This is a genomic window from Aquamicrobium terrae (assembly GCF_040545735.1).
Lineage (GTDB): Bacteria > Pseudomonadota > Alphaproteobacteria > Rhizobiales > Rhizobiaceae > Mesorhizobium > Mesorhizobium terrae_A.
In genome coordinates this window covers 85,804-104,738 of the sequence record NZ_JBEPML010000007.1, presented here as the reverse complement: position 1 = coordinate 104,738, position 18,935 = coordinate 85,804, and the positions used below count along the sequence as shown (strand labels likewise).

The following is an 18,935-nucleotide window of genomic DNA, read 5'->3' as shown; positions in this document are numbered from 1 at the left end:
TATTGCCCACCGCTCAGGCCAGCATGTTGCCCGAGATGATGATACGCTGGATCTCGCTCGATCCCTCATAGATGCGCATGATGCGAAGATCCCGGTTGATGCGTTCGACCGGGAAGTCGCGCGTATAGCCATAGCCGCCATGCAATTGCAGCGCGGTGTCGGCGATCCTGCCGGCGGCTTCCGAAGCGCCGAGCTTGGCCATGGACGAGACCAGCGAGAAGCGCCCGCCATGCTCGTGCGCCAGCCCGCGCTGGCGTGCCGCCTCCTGCGACAGGAGCAGCGCCGACTTGTAGGCGAGGCCCATGTCGGCGATCATCCAGCGGATGCCCTGGCGTTCGGACAGGGCGATGCCGCCGATGATGCGTTCCCTGGCATAGGCGATCGCCGCCTCCATCGCCGCGCCGGCCATGCCCAGGCACTGCGCGGCCACCTCGATGCGGCCATTGTCCAGCACCTGCATGGCGGTGCGGAAGCCCTTGCCCTCTTCGCCCAGCAGGGCACTTTCGGGCAACGCGCAGTCGAGGCTGAGGGTGAAGACATGGCCGCCCTTGAGGCCCATGGTCTTCTCCGCCGGGCCGGCTTCGAGGCCGGGCGTGCCCTTGGGCAGGATGAAGGCCGAGATGCCGCGATGCGCCTTGTCCGGATCGGTCACGGCATAGACGACGAGGAAATCGGCCACACCGCCATTGGAGATGAAGCACTTGCTGCCCTTGAGATGCCAGCCGCTGTCGGTGCGGCGGGCGCGGGTCTTCATGTCGGCGGGATCGGAGCCGGCGGTGGGCTCGGTGAGCGCGAAGGCCCCCAGCGCCGCGCCGGAAGCGGCCTTCGGCAGCCACTCCTGTCTCTGTTCCTCGGTGCCGCCGATCAGGATCGAATCGGTCGCCAGATAATGTGCGGTGAGCGCCGAGGCGGTCGAGCCGCAAGCACCGGCGACGATGGAGACGGCGCGCAGCAGCGCAAGCGCGGAGATGCCGCCGCCGCCATAGGCTTCCGGCAGGTTGGCGCCCATCATGCCCGCCTCGCCGAGCGTGGCGAGCTGCTCATGCACGAAGCGCGAGGTCTCGTCGGTTTCGGCGGCCAGCGGCGCGATCCTGTCGGCGCAGATGCGCTCCAGCACCTCGCAGAACATGCGCTCCTCTTCCGCAAGCATGTGCCAGGGGTCGTCAATCTGCATGATGCAGGGCCTCCAGTCCCAATTCCTTCAGAACCGCCTCGATGTCGCCGCCGAGGCGGGGTGCCGATGACGCCGCCACCGGCTTCACGCCGTCGAAGCGCACCGGCTGGCCGACCACCGGCGCACGGCCGAGAACGGGATGCGGCAGCTCGCTCACCAGAGAGCGATGAGCGGCGTGCTCATTGTTCGCGGCCTGTGCGATGTCCCAGATCGGCGCGGTGGGCAGCCCCTGCGCCGAAAGGGCGGCGACGGCTTCCTCCGTCGTCAGCGCGCCCGACCATTCCTCGATCAGCGCCCGCAGCGCCGGCTCGTTGCCGGTGCGGCTGCTGTCGCTTGAAAAACGCGGATCATCGGCAATCTCCGGCTTGCCGATCAGCGCCGCCAGACGCTGGAACTGGCCGCCGTTCAGCACCGCGATCACCACCTGCCCGTCACTGGTCCCGAAGCAGCCGAAGGGGGTGGAGAGCGGATGGCGGTTGCCCACCCGGCCCGGCATCACGCCATCGTAGAAATACTGGGCATGGCTGGTCGTCAGCATGGAGAACAGGGCGTCGTACATGGCGACGTCGAGGGTCGCTCCCTGCCCGGTCGCGTTGCGCTGCACCAGCGCGGCCATGATCGACCAGCTTGCGAACAGGCCGGCGATCAGGTCGGCCACGCTTTCACCCGTCTTCAAGGGTGCGCCGCCGTCCTCGCCGGTCGCCGCCATCAGGCCGGACATGGCCTGCACGACCAGATCGTAGGCCGGCAGGTCCGTGAACGGACCGTCCTGTCCGAAGCCCGAGATCGAGCAATAGATCAGGCGCGGATTTGCGGCGCGCAGCGCTTCGGCGCCCAGTCCCAGCCGGGCGGCGACCCCGGGGCGGAAATTCTCGACCACCACGTCGACGCGGGCGGCGAGTTCCTGCGCCAGCTTCAGGTCGGCCGGCTTCTTGAGGTCGAGGGCGATGCTTTTCTTGCCGCGATTGTTCAGCGTGAACAGCGCGCTTTCGCCATCCTTGAACGGGCCGATATGGCGGTAGTCGTCGCCGGCCGGCGGCTCCAGCTTGATGATCTCGGCCCCGAGGTCGGCCAGCAGCGCGGTGCAATACGGACCGGCCAGAACGCGCGAAAGGTCGAGAACCCTCACCCCCCTCAACGGCCGGCTCATGCGCGGCCTCCGGCGCAGGCCTCCGGCACGAACGCGGCGATCCGTCCAAAGTCGGCCCGTTCGAGATCAGCCAGGACAGGTTCGGGCATTGCCAGCCTCCTCCAGATGCCGCGGCGCGCAGGGGGCGAACCCGATGCGGCGGTAAAGCTCGGTCAGGCTCGGACATGCCGTAACGCCTGACCGGCGCCGCGATCGATCTCCTCACCCTAGCCGAACCTAACCACAGTTCATTCTCTATGTATAGACTTAATTTGCGTCTATGTATAAACTTATTGACGGAGAATTTCGCCGACCGCACCATGCGACGGCATGGGGAGCGCGGCAACACAAGGCGGCGACGCCCGATCGTGAAGGTGAGGGAGGCGGATATGACCGACAGGCGGACCGGCCCGACATCGCCGAAAGCGCAGAACATCGCCAACGAGGTGCGCCGGCGCATCATCGAGCGCGAATGGCGGCAGGGCGACCGCATCCCTGACGAGGCCGACCTCGCCATCGAGTTCGACGCCGCGCGGGCAACGGTCAACAAGGCGCTGCAACTGCTGGCCGACGAGGGCCTGCTGGACCGCCGCCGCCGGGCCGGCACGCGCGTGACCGTCGATCCGATCCGCAAGGCGACGGTGTCGATTTCCATCGTGCGCGAACAGGTGGAGCAAGCGGGCCTGGCCTACAGCTATCGCGTCGTGGCCAAGCGGCGCAGCCCGATCCCCGCCGACATCGCCGCCCGGCTCGGCCTGCCCGAAGGCAAGATGCTGGTCCACATGCGCGCCGTGCACTATGGCGACGGCCGCCCCTTCCAGCTCGAGGACCGCTGGATCAACCCGCCCACGGCCCCGGGGCTCGAAGAGGTCGATTTCTGGCAGCTCAACGCCAATGAATGGCTGGTCCGAAACGCGCCCTATCTGCGGGCCGAACTGGCCTTCTCGGCAGCCAATGCCGACCGGCGGGAGGCGCGACTGCTGCAGACGCAAGTGGGGCAGGCCCTGCTGATCCTGCACCGTACCACCTGGAACGACCGCGGGCCGATCACCACCGTGCGGGTGGCCTGCCAGCCGGGCCACCTCATCAGCACCGAAGCGGGCTATGACAGAAGCCACTGGCCCGCAAGCGGGACGCCGGCCCCCGAGGTTTCCTGACGGCGGACGCAGCCGGCAGGATTCGACGCGGTTTCGCCTGCGCGACCTCCCATCCAAAGGGCGTAAATCCATTGTCGGATCGTCCTACTCCCCTCCCCTGACCTGCCTCCTCACGGTTGAACGGATGAACTTCCGTCGCCCCATTGCGCAAGGAGTTACGACGCAGGTGCAACTGTTCAATGCAGCGGTCCGGGGCGACAGTCCAAGGGCTGGACGAGCCGAATTTTCCGGAATGGGATCATGGGGTCTTTTGCAAGGGGGGTCCCGCGTTTCCGGAAAGCAAGGCCAGCCGGCCAACAAGGAGTGCATAAACCATCTTCGTGGGGGGATGCACTGCATGCAGACGGCGACCGTTCCGGTCGTCGAACCACTGGAACCGTGCCGGCACCATATCGCCTGACAGATGACGGGTGATCGTGTCGCACGGTTCTTTAATCGAGGACACGATCATGGCTAAAAACGGATTCGGTGGATTTGGCCCCTATCTGCCCGGCTGGCCGCTGGGCAATCAGGACCAATATCAGGAACAGGATCAGGACCAAGGACAGGGGCAGGATCAAAACCAGGGGCAGGATTCCTGGCAGAACCAAGGCCAGGAGCAGACTGCGTCGAACACGGCGAACAATGAGGCCGCAAACAATGCCGGCAACAACGCCGGTAACAATGCCGCAAACAATGCCGGCAACAACGCAGCGAATTCCGCCAACAACGCAGCCGGGAACGCGGCCCAGAACGGCGCCTCGAACACGGCCGGCAATGCGGCCAGCAACGCTGCCAACAATGCAGCCAGCAACGCGGCCGGGAACGCCGCCAGCAACACGGCCGAGAACGTCGCGACGAACGCGACCAACGTCGCCACCAATGTTGCGACCTCGGTGTCGACATCCGTGAATGTCGGCCTTGACGGCATCATCCCCAGCGACAACGACTTTGCCGACGTCGATATCTATGGCGGCGCCAAGGTCGACCAGCTGTTCATCAACCGCGACGGCGTGATCTCCTACGATCCGGGCGACGACGTGTCCTTCTCGGATATTCTCAACGGCTCGCTGAACGGATCCGGCAACAACGCCTTCGTGTCCAATCAGGTCAACGACCTGGTCGACAACGATACGTTGAAGGACCCGCAGGTCCACAACAACTCGAACTTCCAGCAGCAGGGCAGCGCCTGGGGCGGAACCTCGACCACCGGTGACGGCATCGATACCGGCGGCGGCGGCGGCGGCGGCGGCGGCAAGGCCGACGCCGATGGCGGCGCAGGCGGTCGCGGCTCGGCCTATGGCGCGGATGCCTTCGGCGGCTTCGGCGGCCACTCCGGCGCAACCGCCGGCGACGGCACCGGTGCCGATGGCGGCGCAGGCGCGGCCGGCACGGGCACCGGGCTCGGCCTTGGCGGCCTCGGCGTCGGCATTGGCGCCGGCGGTGACGGCGGTGCCGGCGGTGCCGGTGGCGCTGGCGGCGGCGGCGGCGCCGGTGGTGCCGGCGGCACGGGCGCTGGCGGTCCCGGCGGTTCGGGCAGCGGCGGCTCCGGCGGCAGCGGCACGGGCGGCTCCGGCGGAACGGCCGGCAGCGGCGCCGCAGGCGGCAGCGGCGGCAATGGCGCGGCGGCGGCAGCCGGTGCGGCCGATGCGGCGGCGGCCCTCGGCGTGGCCGATGCGGCGGCGGCGGCTGACGCTGCGGCGGCAGCAGGCGGCGCAGGCGGCGCAGGTGGCGCCGGCGGCATGGGCGGCACAGGCGGTGTCGGCAATGGCGGCCTCGGCGGTGACGGCTTCGGCGGTCTCGGCGGCGGCGGTGCCGGCGGTGCCGGCGGCGGCGGCGGAACCGGCGCGGCAGGCGGCATGGGCGGTGACGCCGATGGCGGCGGCGGCCTCGGCTTCGGCGCCGGCCAGGGCATCGGCCTCGGCCTCGGCGGCGGTATCGGCGGTGCCGGCGGTGACGGCGGCGCAGGCCTTGGCGGCTGGGCCCTTTCGGCCGGCGGCGATGGCGGTTCGGCCTTTGGCGGGCCGATTTCCGGCGGCAATGGCGGCTTCGGCGGCATGGGCGGCATCGCCACCAATGGTGCCGGCGGTGCCGGCGGCGCAGGCGGCACATGGGGTTCGAACAATGGCGATGACGGCTATGTCAACGGCCTGTCGCAAGCCACGTCCGACGCCGTGGTCGACACCAGCGCCTTCAACCAGCAGATCGTCATGGGCGCGAACGTCCTTGGCAATACGGTCGACATGACTGTGGTCGGCGGCGACCTGATCAGCACAGTGGTCGGGGAAGACGACGGATAACAAGCCGTCCACGGGTCCGGCGCCCTCTCCCCCCAAGGGCGCCGGGTTCTGGAGCTGTGCATGGTCCCCGTGCACAGCTCCCCACTTTTCCTTCAAGCCACGCAAAGAGGGGGAAGCAGATCCGGGCTCACGCCCGGTGCCGTTAACGGAATGGCGCGGTTCAGGGACGGGCGGCCCGGACAAGCGGTTCCGCTGGAAAGCCGGCGAGGTAGTGCACCATGCATATGGACTCGACCACCGAGATCATCGCCCATTTCATCGGAGTTTTCTCCCAGACCGTCGAGGATGTGCGGCTGCGGCTGGACTATGCCGAGTTCACCGCCCAGCAGGAGGCGCCGCCGGAAAATCCCGAACTCCTCAACGTCAAGATCAACATTTCCAGCCCCTATACGCTGGGGCAATTCGCGCCGAAGGTGAGCTATTCGCCGCCGCCGTTCGACATGGTGGCGACCAGCGTCGGCACCTCGGTTCCGTACCAGCCGATCCCCGTGCACATCCCGCGCGGCGACATGACGAAGGTGTTCGGCTCCACCCGCCACCACGACGCCCCGGGCATGTCGGAAAGGGTGATCCCCGAATATGTGCCGATCGGCTCGCTCGCGCTCTATCTGCGCCAGGAAGCGCAGCTCGTCGACAATGACGTTCTGACGATCGGCAATCACGGGCTCGGCATGCACATGGTGGGCGATCCGGTCGCCGCGCTGGCGCGGCTGATGGATGCCTCATCGCAGCTCCAGCCGCTGGCCGACCTGGATGGCCTCCACTCCCCAGGCGATGCGAGCGACTTCCTTCTCCACGCCGCCGATGCGGTCGACATGCTGCCGGATGCAGCTCCCGCCGGCGGCAGCCTGTTCGTGGCGCAGGGCGAAGCCTCCGCCGGCATCCATGTCAACGGCGAAAGCGCCGAGGAAGCGCCGGTTCTGGACGCCTATCTGCCGGCCAAGTTCCTGCCGCCGCCGGAAGACACGGATGACGAGGCACCGGCGCCGAGCGGCGTCGACTACTCGCTCACCTCCAAGATCGACATGGAAGCCGGGGGCAATTTCCTGCTCAACGAGGCGGTGCTGGTCAACAACTGGTACGGCGCGCCCGTGGTCGCGGCGGTCGGCGACTATGCTCATGTCAACGCCATCAGCCAGACCAATGTCTGGAGCGACTGCGATGCCGTATCCAGTGCGCTGGGCGGCTGGCAGACGCTGACGAACACGCCGACGCAGGCCTTCAACGTCGCCACCATCGAGACCATCGCCAACCCGGCCTATGGCGGCCAGACCGCCGACGGGTCGGGCTTCCCGTCCTACTGGCAGGTGGCGCGGATCGACGGCGACCTGATCCTCGCCAACTGGATCAAGCAGATCAGCTTCGTGCAGGACAACGATGTTACCGTGATGTCGGCCTGCGGCGGCGGCACCACGATCACGCTCGGCGACAACACGACGCTCAACATCACCTCGCTGGCCGAGCTCGGCATCTACTACGACCTCATCATCGTCGGCGGCAGCATCTATCACGGCAACATCATCAGCCAGACCAACATCCTGCTGGACGACGACCTGGTGGGAACCCTCGGCGATTTCCAGACCTCGGGCCAGGCCTCGCTGTCGACCGGCGGCAACCTCTTGTGGAACCAGGCTTCGATCACCCAATACGGCACGATGAGCTTCGAGCAACTGCCCTCCTCCTTCCAGGAGGCGGCCGACAAGCTCGCTGCCGGCCCGACGGACGCGCCGGCCGGTCTGCTCAACCACCAGGCCTTCAGCGGGCTGGCCGGCCTGAAGGTGCTCTACATCTCCGGCGATGTGATCGACCTTCAATATATCAGCCAGACCAACATTCTGGGCGACGCCGACCAGGTGGCGCTGGCGATGGACCAGGCGGGCGCCTATGCCGATGCCGACTGGAACATCTCCACCGGCACCAACGCCCTCGTCAACTATGCCCACATCGTCGACGGCGGCGTCGATTCCACCGTCTATGCGGGCGGCAATGTCTATTCGGACGAACTGCTCATCCAGGCCGAACTGATCTCGAACGACACCGGCCTCTATACGCAGGACGCCAACGCACTGGTGAACGAGGCGGTGGTGTTCCTGAGCGACGACATGCTGGCCCCGGATGCCGACGACGGGCCGCCGATCCACGACGGCGCGGCGCACGGCATCGGATCGGCCGACGTCATGCAGACCATGTTGAGTTGAAACAAGCCAGACCGAGACACCCGACTGACAGGGGGACAGGAGCGCGTCTTCATGGAGAGGTTTGAGGCAATGGCGGCACCGCGTGCCGCGGCAGGCAACACCGGTTTTTGCGAGCCCGACACGGAACCATTGACGCAGATGCTGGCCGCGCTCGAGCGCGAGATCGAAATCTCGGTCGAGGACGCCGTGTCGGAGCATCGCACCGAAGGACCGGCCCCGGATCTCGCGGAAGGCCGTGACACACACGAACAGGGGGACCGCCAGGAGGCGCCCGAAATGGCGCCCGGCGGCCCCGAACCGGAGACAAGCATGCGACAACCGCAACAATCCGGACCCGAAGCGGCAAGGCCGGGGGCGACGGTCATTCTCGAAGGCGAGACCGGGCCACTCCAGGCGCGGCCGCAGCCGCCGGCCGACGGCCAGCAGCCTTCGGCGCCCGGCCGCTATTCGGTGACCGACGACAAGGGCGGCAAGGGCAAGGGCGGTTCCGGCACCTTCCACCGGCGGCTGGGACCGGTCGACCTGTCGAAGAGCCTCGGCGCCGGCCTCGGCGCGGTGCGCAAGAACCTGTTGATGGTGCTGCTATTCACCAATGCCAGCAACATCCTCGTGCTGGCCATCCCCGTCTATCTGTTCCAGATTTCCGACCGGGTGCTGACCAGCCGCTCCACCGACACGCTGGTGATGCTGACCATCGTCATCGTCGGCGCTGTGCTCCTGCAAGCGACCTTCGATGCGATCCGCCGCTTCATCCTGATGCGCACCGCCGTGGAGGTCGCGGCCCAGCTCGGCGCGCCGATCCTGAGTGCCGCCGCACGCGCCTCCCTGCACGGTTCGGGCCGCGAATACCAGACGCTGGGCGACCTCCAGCAATTGCGCTCCTTCCTCGTATCCGGAACCTTGCTGTCCTTCCTGGACATTCCTTTCGCGCCGCTCTTCATACTGGCCGTTTATCTGGTGCATCCGCATCTCGGCAGCATCATCATACTGTCCGGCGTGCTGCTGTTGATCGTCGCCTTCGTCAACCAGCGCATAACCGCCGCTCCGTTCGGCGAGGCCAATGTCTTCCAGAGCCGCGCCAACCTGCATCTCGATTCCATGGCCCGCAACTCGCAGATCATCAACGCGCTGGCGATGATCCCCGAGGCGGTGAAGATCTGGGGGCAGGACACGGCCGGCTCGCTGAAGGCGCAGGTCAAGGCGCAGGACCGCAATATCGTGTCTGCCGCCACCTCCCGCGCCATCCGCCTGCTGACGCAGGTGGCGCTGCTTGGCTGGGGCGCGTTCCTCGCCATCGAGGGCGAGATCACCGGCGGCATGGTCATCGCCGCCTCGATCATCGCCGGCCGGGCGCTCGCTCCCATCGAAGGCTCGATCGAGGGCTGGAACCAGTTCATCCTGTCGCGCGGCGCCTATGGCCGCATCAGCGCGCTGCTGCGGTCCTCGCCGCTGAACCTCGAACGGCTGGTGCTGCCCAATCCGGAAGGTCGGCTCGACGTGGAGCGCGTGCTCTATGTGCCGCAGGGCACCAAGCGCGTGGTGCTGAACGGCATCAACTTCTCCCTCCAGCCGGGCGATTCGCTGGCCGTCATCGGCAATTCGGGCGCGGGCAAGACCACCCTCGGCAAGATGCTGGTCGGCTCCATCCTGCCCACCTCCGGCGCCGTGCGCCTCGACCTGATGGACCTGCGCAACTGGGACCAGCGCCAGTTCGGCGACAATATCGGCTACCTGCCGCAGGACGTTCAGCTCTTCCCCGGTTCCATCAAGGCCAACATCGCGCGCATGCGCGACGATGTGGACGACGCTGAAATCTACCGGGCCGCGATCCTGGCCGACGTGCACGAGATGATCGCCACCTTCCCGCAGGGCTACGAGACGCAGGTCGCGGCCGACGGCTCGCCGCTGTCGGGCGGGCAGAAGCAGCGCATCGCGCTGGCTCGCGCCTTCTTCGGCGACCCGCGCATGATCGTGCTCGACGAGCCGAACTCCAACCTCGACGCCGCCGGCGATTCGGCACTGGCACGGGCGCTGCGCCACGCCAAGGAAAACCGCATCACGGTGATCGTCATCACCCAGCGGCCGTCGCTGCTGCGCCATGTCGACAAGATCCTGCTGATGACCAACGGCACCATCTCCATGTTCGGCCGCCGCGACGAGGTGCTGCGCGCGCTGGCCGCCCACAATGCCGGCCAGTTGCACGGCAGCCCGTTCGGCGAGCGGCTTCCCCAGGCCGGTACGGCTCAGGCAGGTGCAGCATGAGCACCGAAGTCGCCAAGCTCCAGGACCTCACCTGGTATGCCGAGGTTCCCCGCTCCATCCGCAAGCAGAGCATCGCCGGCGTGCTGCTGATGATCCTGTGCTTCGGCGGCTTCGGCGTGTGGGCCGGCTTCGCGCCGCTCGCCGCAGCCGTCATCGCCCAGGGCAGTTTCGTGGCCACCGGCCAGAACAAGATCGTCCAGCATCTGGAAGGCGGCGTCATCAAGGAAATCCTCGTTTCCGAGGGCGACCATGTGACCGAGGGCCAGCCCCTGGTGCAACTGGACGAAACCTCGGCGCTCGCCAATGAGCGCCAGTTCTTCCTGCGGCGCGCGCGGCTCGACGCCATCGTGGCGCGCCTGAACGCCCAGTACGAGGAAAAGAAGCGCATCGAATTCCCGGCCGAACTGACCGGCAGCACCGTCGATCCGGAAATCGCGGAAATCCTAGCCAGCCAGCGGCTCAATTTCGAGGCCTCGCAGCGCAAGCTCAACAGCGAGATCGAATTGCTGAACAACAACATCGCGGCGCTCGAATTCCGCGCCGGCGGCTACAAGGCGCAGCAGGAGGCGCTGGCGCGCCAGATCCAGTTCCTCCGCGACGAATATACCGGCAAGCAGAAGCTCTACGATCAGGGGCTGCTGCGCAAACCGGAGATTTCGGCCATCCAGCGCGCCATGGCCGAGGCCGACGGGCAGAACGGGCGGCTGACGGGCGAGATCGACGAGATCGGCGCGCAGATGGAACGCTACCGACAGCAGGTCCAGCAGACGCTTGCCGCCTACCGGCAGGCAGCACTCGACGAGTTGCAGAGCGTCGAGGCGGAACTGGACACGGTGCGTGAGCAGTCCCGCGCCGCCGAGAACGTGCTGCGCCGGGCGACCATCAACGCGCCGGTCAGCGGCACCGTGGTGCGGCTCTACTACCACACCTCCGGCGGCGTCATCGAAAGCGGCAAGAGCATCGCCGAAATCCTGCCATCCGACGTGCCGCTGATCATCGAGGCGCAGATACCACGCACCAAGATCGATTCCGTGCGCACCGGCCAGGAGGCGACGGTGCGGCTCACAGCCCTCAACCAGCGCACCACGCCGGTGCTGACGGGCGAGGTGTTCTATGTGTCGGCCGACGCGCTGCGCGAGCAGTCCGTGCAGGAAGTGCGCGAAATCTATCTTGCCCGCGTGCGCCTGCCGCCCAGCGAACTGGCCCGGGTGCGCGGCTTCATGCCGACGCCCGGCATGCCGGCCGAAGTGCTGATCCAGACGGCGGAGCGCACCTTCTTCGACTATCTGTCGAAACCGATCCGCGACAGCATGAACCGCGCCTTCCGCGAGGATTAGACGCCGCTTGCCGGCGGTGCTAGGATCGCGGCGTCTTGGGCAAGCAAGCAGCCTCGCGATGAACCGATCGGTGCCGCCTTTCAGGGACGTGCTGACCCTTCTGGGCCAGCTCAACTATACGTGGACCAACACCGAGAGCCTGCTTATCCACCTGATCGCGGGGCTCGCCGGGGTGGACAAGGAAACCGCCACCATCATCTTCCTGACCCTCAACACGACGCGCGCGCGCGTCGACCTTGTCGAGCGGCTGGCCAAGATGGCGCGCACGCCGGCACCGGTGCGCAAGGACATCCTGGACGTCACCCGCAAGATGATGGCGGAGGCGAAGCTGCGCAACAAATACAACCATTGCATCTATTCCTTCGACGACAGCGGCAACAACGTCTCCACCCTGCTGATGCGGGTTTCGGAATCCGGCGAACAGCTCAGATACGGCAAGATGGATGCCATCGACGCCGACGAGATCTCCAACATCACCCAGTCGATCAACCGGCTGGCGGAGACCAACCGCGAGATATGGGCGCTGGCCCGCCGTCACGGCTTCCCCCTGTAAACGGCCCAGGCGATTGCCACGGCGGCACGGCTCGTTGTAGCCATTCCCGACCGCTCATTGTTGGAGGAGACGCAGCATGGACCGGTTTACCGGCGGTTGCCTGTGCGGCGATGTCCGTTTCGTGGCGTCGGGTCGGCCCTACCGGGTCGGCCTTTGCCACTGTCTCGACTGCCGCAAGCACCATGGAGCCCTTTTTCACGCGTCCGCGATCTTTCCCGAAGACGCGGTGACGATCGAAGGTGAAACACGCGACTATGCCGGCCGGTTCTTCTGCCCCCGCTGCGGCTCGCCCGTATTCGCACGCACCGCCGACGAAATCGAAGTGAACCTGGGGTCGCTGGATGCCCCGGATCAGCTAAAACCAACCTACGAACTGTGGACCGTGCGCCGCGAGGCGTGGTTGCCGCCCTTCCCGCTCGCGAACCGCTACGAGCGGGATCGCGACGCCACCAGCCGTTACGAGGAATAAAGCATGTCGCCCGAAAGTGGGAACCGGTTTCGGGATAACGACATACGAAAAAACAACAACGTAAAGCGCAAGGAGCGAATCTGAAAGATCGCGACGCGCGTTAGGACGCCCGACCGGCCGGGCGAGCGGCGCCTCATTCCGGAAATCCCGCCTTGCGGTAACCGTCGACGAAATGTTGAAGTGTTGCGGCGTCACGGAACGGCTCCGTCGCCGCCCAATGGCGGATCGTGAAGCGCGGGTTGGCGACGAGGAACAGCTCGGCTTCCGCACGCGCCTCATCGAGCCGGCCGAGCTGCGCAAGGCTCGCCGCAAGGAAGCGGCGCGAGCTTGTCCGGTACGTCTCGTCCCGGCGCAGCGTCTCGACGGCGGCCTCGTAGTCCGCGGAAGCATATTGCGCCTGGCCGAGCACCAGATAGTACCAGCTCGCCGGAAACGGGTTCAGCCGCAACGCCTTGCGGATGTGTTCAAGCCCCTTCCCGACCCGGCCGGCCAGGACCGCGATGTCGGACAGTGCCGCCCATGCATCGGCCTCGTTCGGATCGAGCCTGATCGCGCGCTCGAACTCCGCATCCGCCTCGGCGAAGCTGCGCTCATAGGCCAACAGATAGGCCAGCACCCAGCGGCAGCCGGCATCGTTGGGATCGATGGCCACCGCCTTGCGCGCCAGTTCCAGCGCCGCGCTGCGGGAAGCTTCGGTCGGCCCGCCGGCATGCACCCATCCCATCCAGTGGTTCATGGCAAGCCAGCGATAGGCTTCGGCATAGTCCGGATCGAGCGCAACCGCGCGCGTCAGCATGAGGTGCGCTTCCTGCGCCGCCTGCGGCGCATCATCCATCAGCTTGCGCGCCCGCACGCACAGGTCGTAGGCTTCGATGTTCCTTGCCCGATGGCGCGGCGGCAATACGCTCAGCCGCCCAAGCAGCGCCTCCACGATCCTGGCCGTCACCTCATCCTGGACGGCAAAGATGTCTTCGAGGCCGCGATCGAAGCGTTCCGCCCACAAATGCTCGCCGCTCGCCGCGTCGACCAGTTGGGCGTTGACGCGCACGCGCCTGGCGGCGCGCCGTGCGCTGCCTTCCAGAAGGTAGCGCACGCCAAGGTCCTCGGCGATCGCGCGCACGTCCATCGCCTTTCCCTTGTAGGCGAAGACCGAGTTGCGGGCGATGACGAACAGGCCGGAATGCCGGGAAAGATCGGTGATCAGGTCTTCGGTCAGCCCATCCGCGAAGGAGTTCTGCTCGGGATCGTTGCCGGGACTCACGAAGGGCAGCACGGCGATCGAAGGCTTGTCGGGCAGCGGCAAAGGCCGTCGCCTCGAACCACCGATCTGTTCGACGGCGCCCGTGAAACGGTAGCCGACGCGGGGAACCGTGGCGATCCATTCACTGCCGTTGCCGGCCGGGCCCAGCAGCTTCCTGAGCTGCGAGATCTGGACGGTGAGATTGCCTTCCTCGACGGCGGCGCCCGGCCATGCCGCATCCATCAACGCCGCCTTGTTCAGGATTTCGCCGGGCCGCTCGACAAGTGCCGCGAGCAGCTTCAGCCCGGGATAGCCGACGGCGACGGGCACGCCATCCCGAAGGAGCGTTCCCGCACCCGGATCAAGCACGAACGGACCGAAGGCAAAGCGCGATCCCTGCATACGGCACATCTATAGCCGGTTTGGAAGTTTTGAGAACTTTTTGGCAGCGCTTAATTACGCCGCCGCTCGCATCCCGCAGAATCCAGCCTCTTCCAGGCCGAAGGCTCACGAAGCTTCAAACCCTGATGGAGGCTGCCATGAACGACACATCTGCACCGGCACCGGATCGAGCCGCCCGGCCGACAATCGCCGTGAAAGCGGCACCCCGGCGCTACAGCCTCGCGGCCTTACGAAACATGGTTTCGGCCTGGCGCGAACGGACGCGCTTTCGCCGGGAACTCAAGCAAAAGCTGGAGGACGATCCTTATCTGATCGACGATATCGGCCTGACGCGACGGCAGGCCGAGGAGGAAATCGCCAGGCTGCCCTTCTGGCAGCGATAAGCCCATCGGCCCTTCCCGATCTGTCCGCGAGTGTGGTTCCAGCAACAACCGGCGAAAAGTGGCGCGTCCCACCGGGGAAGTCATGGCCGTGGAATCCGTCGCTACGGTTCGCGGGGCGACCGTGCGCCCCGCGGCCGAGCGTAAGTTGGTCTACTCGAACTGGTTGAGTTTCACGTCTGCTGCCGACAGCAGAAAATCTCGGGAAGCCTCAACGTCACGGATCGCCTTTGTGACATCGACATCCACCAGCTCGCCGGCCCATTTTCTGATCGCGCCGGCAACAATGACGGTGTCCACGTTGCTGCGCTCCATAAGCGTGACGACAGCGCCTGGAACATTGTTCAAGGGCGCCGTGTTGAGAGCCCGGGCGTCAAGCAAGATGATATCCGCATCTTTTCCAACGCTCACCGACCCGATCTTGTCCGCCAGTTGCGCAACGCGCGCTCCTTCAACAGTCGCAAACCGAATGACATCGGCCGGAGTGAGCAAAGTCGGATTTTCCGTTGCGCCTGCAAGCGCTTTCTGGTTCGCCTCATTTCGTTGCAAGACGTAGACAGAGCGCATCTGTGTGAACATATCCGCGGTCATCGTCGTTTCAACGTCGGTGCTAAGCGACGGTTGAACATTGTTGTCCAGCGCTGTCTGTACGGGCGGGCTGCCATGGCGCATGGTCATCTCGATAGGAGCGGCGATCGAGACGCCGGCGCCAGAGTCGGCTATTTTCTTCCAGGTTTCGTCACGCAGATTGGTCGCGTGAATGAATTCCACCTTCGATCCCAGCAGCTTTTCCTGCGCGAGATAGTCGACGTACTCATCACCCTTCATCAGGTTCCCAATCAAATGCGATACGATCGGGAGGTCCAGTTCTCGAACCAGCGTCATGCTCTCGGCAAAAGTTGGGCTGACATATTCGGTTCCCATGGCAATCGTGAGGAGTTGGTCCGCCGACGAGAAATGCCGCTTGACCAAATCCCGGATGCCGGCGGGGTGTTTTGTCTCCGGTCCATATCCCTCGGAATAGGCCTTGACCGCACGCCGGCGCACATCCTTCAAAGCGGCTATCGATGACTCGCTGTGATCCGGGCTGTGATTGATTTGCGACGTGTCGACAACCGTCGTAACGCCCGCGTCGAGTTGGCTCAGGCCGGAAAGGTAGATGGAAGAATACGCATCCTCCGGCCTGTAGAGCGGCGACATTTTTTGAATGATGAAATCCATGTAGTTCAGCTTGCCGGCGGTGTCGTTCGTGGGGAACAACAACGCCTCGGGCAGAGTGCTTCTCAGCGCCGTTTCAAACTGGTGATGGTGCGTATCGACAAAGCCGGGCATCAGGATCTTACCGGTGGCGTCGATTACCTGTGCGTCCCCAACATCCAGATCGGGACCGATCGCTGCAATCTTGGTGCCTTCGATCAGGACGTCCGCGATCGGAAAGTTGCCGACCTCTGGGTCCATGGACAGAACGACGGCATTGCGCAGAACATAGCGGGTTGCGCTGGCCCCGGTCTGCGCGGGCATCCCTGTCGATTGCGCAAACGCTGACGACACAGAACGCAGTGAGGAGAGAACGGCGGTAGCCAGAATGAAGCAAGCCGACCCTGACAGGAATTTCCGCCTGCTGAGGCCTGTTGTGCCGAGGGAGTGGGGGGATGGCTGTTGATGTCGCATTATCAAGCTCTTTACTCCGATGGTGGCCGTGCGAGTTCCGCAGTACTGCGGATTTCCGACAGATAACTTCTGTGTTTGCGCGCCATGCTCGCTGAAGAGCTAGCCGCCATTTCATACCTTCATTACCCTAGGTGTCCGGAAGCGGCGTGACCTCGCTCTCATCGGGAACGTGGCCAAAGCGCCGTTGTTTCCGGTCTTCCTTGGTCTGCTCGATGCGCTCCTTGCTCGACGGGATGAAGTTCCGCCAGATGATGGCATCGCCCGCCTGTCGATCGGCTCAACCGCCAACGGGTGGGTTGCAGAGACAATAGGAGGTCGCGGAGCCATCCCAATAGCCTATATATATCGATACAATGTATCGACTGGAAAGATGGATGATGGAAGCGACCATCCTCGACCAGATGGGGACCGCAGCCGTTGACGAAGGCAGCTTCTCGGCAGCAGGTCGCAAGATCGGCCGGGCGGCGATCAAGCCGGAGAAAACATCAGCCGGAAGGCCGGGCCAACAGCGCAGAAGCAGCCGAAATCCGTGCTTCAACCTCGGACCAGGTGGGGGCGTCACCCATCAGCGCGTGATTTATCGCATCGGTCACGATCATATCGTGAAAGAAGATTGCGAGTCGCTTGCCGTCGGGTTCATCACCCAGGAAGGCGGCAATGACGGATTGGCTCTTTTGCGGACCGACCCGATACCATTCAGCCATCAGTTCCGGAAACTTGTCAGAGACCCCCATAATCATACGCTGAAAGGCGATATGGCGTGGCTGCATCAGTTGCTGCATCAACGTCCTACCGAGAATCGCGAGGCCGGTTTCCCGCGACGCCGTGCGCAGATCAAGAGTCGTCAGAGGCGACAGAAAGTCGGCGGCCAAGCGGCGAACAATCTCGGCGAACAGCCCTTCTTTGCCGCCGAACTGTTTGTAAACATTTGTCTTTGATCCGCCCGTCGCACGGATGACTTCATCGAGACTGACGGCGTCGAAGCCGCGGGCGAGGAACAGCTCGGTGGCAGTCTTGATGATCATCTCGTGTCGGGCGAGCCCCCGGGCATTCAGCCGGGGCATGTCACGACGGTCACTCATTTTCCTTGGTTTGCAGCCGATTGCGCCATCGAAGGCTTGTCATGATGGGCGACCCGGAAGGCGCGGCGATCAACATGCTGAGCATAAAGCAGACTGGCGACAACGATGGCCACGCCAACCGACTGTATCGGCGTCGGAACAAAGCCACGGAAAACGGCATCCAGCGCGAAAGCTGTCAGCGGCGTCAGCAACATCAGCGGCGCGACAGCCGATGGCCCTGCCTTCTGGACCGCACCGAACCAAAGCACGAAGGCCAGTGCGGTGATAACCAGCGCCATGACGATCAGCCCGATTGCATTTTCGCCGGTCAGGCTGGCAGGAATATCGCCAAAGATTACAGCGACAATGGACAATTCGACTCCCGCCACGATCAATTGCCATGCCGTCAGTCCGATGAGCGACGCAGGCCGTCCCCAATGATGCAGGAACGTGCTGCCCAAGGCAACCGAACCGGCTGCACCCAGAGCCGCGGCGACGCCGATCGCGTCCAGCCCGGCATCGCCCTTCAACACGACCATCGCGACACCCAGAGCGCCTAGAACGACCGCTGCCAGCTTGCCGGACGAGGGAACCGCTCCCAACACAGGTCGTGCGAGCAGCACCATGAATAGCGGCCCAAGCGCCTGAAAGGTTGCCGCGACACCGCCTGGCAACCGCACCGCCGCGATGAACAGAAGTGCGAAGAAGAGCCCGCTGTTCAGTGTTCCCAGAACAACGATCTTGCCCCACCAGTCGCGCGGCGGGAACTCGCGCGCCAACAGTAGCAGCGGCAGGCCACCGCCTATGGCCCGCACGGCGGCAATGAACATGGGATTCTGCGGCAGCATCTCCGTGGTAACGATATAGGTCAAACCCCACAGTATCGTTGCCACGGCAGCCGCCATCTTGGGTGAAAGGGTCATGAGGGCCTCGTATCAAGCGAACCGAAATTATATTTGATACGATATCGTATCAAATTGTGGAAAGCGTATACCCAATTCAACATGACTGCCTTGCAATTTCCGGGTGACCAAGATCCTGCCAGCAGACCCCGGCCAGGGCAGGGATCTGGGATGCGATCCCACACGAGCGGTGGATTCGCCGGCGGAGCGGCCCTGGAGAACGCCAGTGCGCCCAGCGCTTCTCAGCGTGCCTTGCGGTAGTCGACAGCGTTGCGCGACCCTGTCACTGCCAGGAACGTTTCCGTATTGGGAATGACCTCAGTGTTCTGCGCGGCTACTGCAATCCATCCCGAACCCTGTCGCCGAACGACGAAGACCAGGATCGAATGCCGCGGGTCGGCGGCGCTGCCTTCCGGAGTGAGTTGGCCCTCGATACGATAGCGTGCGTGCACGATCACCGTGTCGCCCATGGGACGCACCCGACGTTCCTCGACAATCAAATGCGCAGCCCGGAAGAACGTGGACAGGCCATAGTCATGGGCCTTGCGGATATCGCGACGCTTGCACCACCAAAGGCCGACGACGTTGACGAAATCAGCATCTTCCGCGAAGAGTTCGGCCAGCGTCGCCGCGTCGCGCGCGTTCCAGGCATCGGCAAATTGTTGCGCAATCTCGGCCGGGTCCTGGATAGGTGCATCGGTGCTATCGGAAATCACCCGGC

15 protein-coding genes are annotated in these 18,935 nt (G+C 65.0%); 8 read left to right on the top strand and 7 right to left on the bottom strand.

All coding sequences use genetic code 11. The features are described 5' to 3' along the window. Nucleotides 1–13: 13 nt before the first annotated feature. Both ABID37_RS11920 and ABID37_RS11915 read right to left on the bottom strand, forming a co-directional pair. Nucleotides 14–1,177, bottom strand: coding sequence for an acyl-CoA dehydrogenase family protein (locus ABID37_RS11920; RefSeq protein ID WP_354195175.1), 1,164 nt, complete (start codon nucleotides 1,175–1,177; stop codon nucleotides 14–16). After that, entirely contained in the window at nucleotides 1,164–2,324 is a 1,161-nt protein-coding gene (locus tag ABID37_RS11915; protein ID WP_354194936.1) for a CaiB/BaiF CoA transferase family protein, read from the bottom strand. Before ABID37_RS11915 ends, ABID37_RS11920 begins: the two co-directional genes overlap by 14 nt. 368 nt (nucleotides 2,325–2,692) lie before the next feature. Between ABID37_RS11915 and hutC the strand changes: the two genes are divergently transcribed. The 7 genes from hutC (at nucleotide 2,693) to ABID37_RS11880 (ending at nucleotide 12,558) form a co-directional block, all read left to right on the top strand. Beyond that, nucleotides 2,693–3,460, top strand: coding sequence for a histidine utilization transcriptional repressor HutC (gene hutC / locus ABID37_RS11910; RefSeq protein ID WP_354194934.1), 768 nt, complete (start codon nucleotides 2,693–2,695; stop codon nucleotides 3,458–3,460). Between the two features lie 449 nt (nucleotides 3,461–3,909). After that, nucleotides 3,910–5,739 (top strand): hypothetical protein, encoded by a 1,830-nt coding sequence (locus tag ABID37_RS11905; RefSeq protein WP_354194932.1) that lies wholly within the window; start codon nucleotides 3,910–3,912, stop codon nucleotides 5,737–5,739. Nucleotides 5,740–5,957: 218 nt separating this feature from the next. Then, nucleotides 5,958–7,937, top strand: coding sequence for a type I secretion protein (locus ABID37_RS11900; protein WP_354194930.1), 1,980 nt, complete (start codon nucleotides 5,958–5,960; stop codon nucleotides 7,935–7,937). Between the two features lie 51 nt (nucleotides 7,938–7,988). Further along, nucleotides 7,989–10,199, top strand: coding sequence for a type I secretion system permease/ATPase (locus ABID37_RS11895; protein WP_354194928.1), 2,211 nt, complete (start codon nucleotides 7,989–7,991; stop codon nucleotides 10,197–10,199). Further along, complete coding sequence (locus ABID37_RS11890; RefSeq protein WP_354194926.1) at nucleotides 10,196–11,536, top strand: HlyD family type I secretion periplasmic adaptor subunit; 1,341 nt, start codon at nucleotides 10,196–10,198, stop codon at nucleotides 11,534–11,536. The genes ABID37_RS11895 and ABID37_RS11890 overlap by 4 nt, the downstream gene beginning before the upstream one ends. A gap of 58 nt (nucleotides 11,537–11,594) precedes the next feature. Next, the gene (locus ABID37_RS11885; protein WP_354194924.1) at nucleotides 11,595–12,089 is read left to right on the top strand and encodes a hypothetical protein; all 495 of its coding nucleotides are present in this window, start codon (nucleotides 11,595–11,597) and stop codon (nucleotides 12,087–12,089) included. A 76-nt stretch (nucleotides 12,090–12,165) separates the two neighbouring features. Then, nucleotides 12,166–12,558, top strand: a complete 393-nt coding sequence (locus ABID37_RS11880) for a GFA family protein (protein WP_354194922.1) — start codon at nucleotides 12,166–12,168, stop codon at nucleotides 12,556–12,558. A 133-nt stretch (nucleotides 12,559–12,691) separates the two neighbouring features. Here the strand turns inward: ABID37_RS11880 and ABID37_RS11875 are convergent, their stop codons facing one another. Continuing rightward, the gene (locus ABID37_RS11875; RefSeq protein ID WP_354194920.1) at nucleotides 12,692–14,200 is read right to left on the bottom strand and encodes a winged helix-turn-helix domain-containing tetratricopeptide repeat protein; all 1,509 of its coding nucleotides are present in this window, start codon (nucleotides 14,198–14,200) and stop codon (nucleotides 12,692–12,694) included. A gap of 137 nt (nucleotides 14,201–14,337) precedes the next feature. On the opposite strand from ABID37_RS11875, the gene ABID37_RS11870 reads away from it, so the two are divergent. Further along, nucleotides 14,338–14,583, top strand: a complete 246-nt coding sequence (locus ABID37_RS11870; protein ID WP_354194918.1) for a DUF1127 domain-containing protein — start codon at nucleotides 14,338–14,340, stop codon at nucleotides 14,581–14,583. A gap of 150 nt (nucleotides 14,584–14,733) precedes the next feature. On the opposite strand, the gene ABID37_RS11865 is transcribed toward ABID37_RS11870, so the two are convergent. The 4 genes from ABID37_RS11865 to ABID37_RS11850 form a co-directional block, all read right to left on the bottom strand. Then, entirely contained in the window at nucleotides 14,734–16,101 is a 1,368-nt protein-coding gene (locus ABID37_RS11865; protein WP_354194916.1) for an amidohydrolase family protein, read from the bottom strand. 635 nt (nucleotides 16,102–16,736) lie between these two features. Then, on the bottom strand, nucleotides 16,737–17,276 hold the full coding sequence (locus tag ABID37_RS11860) for a TetR/AcrR family transcriptional regulator (RefSeq protein WP_354194914.1): 540 nt from the start codon (nucleotides 17,274–17,276) through the stop codon (nucleotides 16,737–16,739). A gap of 53 nt (nucleotides 17,277–17,329) precedes the next feature. Further along, nucleotides 17,330–18,235: a DMT family transporter gene (locus tag ABID37_RS11855; RefSeq protein WP_354194912.1), complete on the bottom strand. Its 906-nt coding sequence runs from the start codon at nucleotides 18,233–18,235 to the stop codon at nucleotides 17,330–17,332. 221 nt (nucleotides 18,236–18,456) lie between these two features. Then, nucleotides 18,457–18,930, bottom strand: coding sequence for a YybH family protein (locus tag ABID37_RS11850; RefSeq protein WP_354194910.1), 474 nt, complete (start codon nucleotides 18,928–18,930; stop codon nucleotides 18,457–18,459). Nucleotides 18,931–18,935 lie beyond the last annotated feature (5 nt).